The sequence below is a fragment of the Mesorhizobium sp. M4A.F.Ca.ET.050.02.1.1 genome, from assembly GCF_003997725.1.
In the GTDB taxonomy this organism is placed as follows: Bacteria; Pseudomonadota; Alphaproteobacteria; order Rhizobiales; family Rhizobiaceae; genus Mesorhizobium.
In genome coordinates, this window is the sequence record NZ_RZSG01001035.1 from 1 (window position 1) to 1,793 (window position 1,793).

The 1,793-nt window shown below is 64.4% G+C and carries 2 protein-coding genes; both read left to right on the forward strand.

The annotated features are described in order from the left end of the window. The coding region (locus tag EOA33_RS34620; RefSeq protein WP_127407642.1) for a DUF2157 domain-containing protein at window positions 1-995 on the forward strand (995 nt) is incomplete at its 5' end. Continuing rightward, window positions 992-1,573, forward strand: a complete 582-nt coding sequence (locus tag EOA33_RS34625; RefSeq protein ID WP_127407643.1) for a GDYXXLXY domain-containing protein — start codon at window positions 992-994, stop codon at window positions 1,571-1,573. The genes EOA33_RS34620 and EOA33_RS34625, both read left to right, overlap by 4 nt. The last annotated feature ends 220 nt before the right edge of the window (window positions 1,574-1,793 follow it).

Here is a 1,793-nt window from a genome sequence, read left to right on the forward strand (position 1 = left end):
GCTTCGGGTCGATCCTGGCGATGATGGCGGCGCTTTTGTTCGGTGCCGCTATCCTGATCTTCGTCGCCGCCAATTGGGAAGCCATCCCACGGCTCGTTCGCGTCGCGGCGCTGTTCGCCGTCATCGTCGCCGGCTACGTCGGCGGCGCGGTGCTGAAGACACGCGACCATGGGGCAATCGGCGAGGCGCTGTGGATCGTGGCGGCGGCCGCTTTCGGCGGTTCGATCGCGCTGATCGGCCAGATGTACCACCTGACAGGCGACGAGGCCTCGGCGCTGCTCACATGGGGAGCCGGCACGGCCTTGGCGGCGGTCGCGTTGCGCTCGAACCCGCTCACCGTCGCCTCCCTCGGCATCGCCGACGCCTGGCTGCTTCTCAAATGGGGCGGTTTTTTCCGGCGCTCGGAATTTCCCCATCTCTTCGCAGCCATTGCGCTGGTGCTGTTCGCGATTTCGTTCTGGACCCGCAGCCGGGCGGCGCGGCATCTGATCATTCTGTCGGTCCTCTTCTATCTCGTGCTGCTGTCAATGGATCACAACACGCTGCAGGTCTCCGTTCCGCTGACGTTCGTTTCGGCGCTACTTTTTGCCGCCGCGGTCTTCGCCGCCGCACCGGTCGACAGAATCGTGCAGCTTGGCGGCCGGCTGCCCCTGCACGCGCTGATCGGCTTCCTCACCGGCATGGCGATGATCCAGTTCGAACTGGCCGACGAGGCGAGCTACAATGGCGCCTTCGCCATTGCCTCGGCGGTCGCGCTTGCCGCCATTGTCGCGGCGATCATGCTGGGTGGCCGCGAGAGCAGGGGCCTGCGCTGGGTCGCCTATGCCGGCTTCGCCTTTGAGCTCGCCATCATCTATGTGGTGATGTTGCAGTCGATGCTTGGCACCGCCGGCTTCTTCCTGGCCGCTGCAGTGCTGCTCGGCATAATGGCGCTGGTCATCATCCGCGTCGAAAAACGCATGAACGCGCCGACCACCGAAGGAGCCAAGGCATGACCGGCAAAAGACTGATCATCTCGGCGCTGCTGCTGGCGCTCGTCCAGATCGGCTTCCTCGGATGGATCATCGTCGGCAGGGCCGCAATCATGCGGGATGGCAAGGAGGTCCTCCTGAAGGTCGAGCCGATCGATCCGCGCGATCTTCTGCGCGGCGACTATATCGTGCTGGGCTACGAGATCTCGCGCATCCCAGTGAAGCTGATCGCCAACATTCCGCCCGGCAAGTTCACCAGCAACGACTCAGAGCTCGTCGTCAGGTTGAAGCAGGGCGTCGAAGGCTATTGGCAGCCGAGCGCAGCCTGGTTTGATGCCGCACCGATGCCTGCGGCCTCCGACGAGGTCGACATCGTCGGGCAGGTGGCCGATGGCTGGGACCTGCGCGAGCCCGAAGCGACGATCGCGCCGGACTACGGCATCGAGCGCTTCTATCTGCCGGAAGGCGAGGGCATGGCGATCCAGAACGACATGCGGGTGCGGCCGTTCGCCGTCCGTGTCGCCATCGCCGCAAACGGGACACCGCAGGTCAAGGCGTTGATGGATGGCGACAAGACGCTGTTCGAGGAGCCGCTCTACTAGGGGCGGCCGCACCCGTGCGCATCTCGCGAAAACCTTGGATCTCCCGTCCGAGCAGTGTGAAGCATGACAATTGAACTGACGGCGCGCGGAGACATCAACCTCGATGCGGTCTTTCGTGTCGCCTGGCGGAAGGAGCCGGTGCGGATTAGCGACAAGGCTTTGCGTCGGATCGAGGAATGCCGCGCCTCGTTTCTGCGTCTCATCGAGACGGATCCCGCAC

Coding starts and splice junctions, on each gene's coding strand:
- EOA33_RS34625 (WP_127407643.1), top strand. CDS start 992: ATGACCGGCAAAAGACTGATCATCTCGGCGCTGCTGCTGGCGCTCGTC.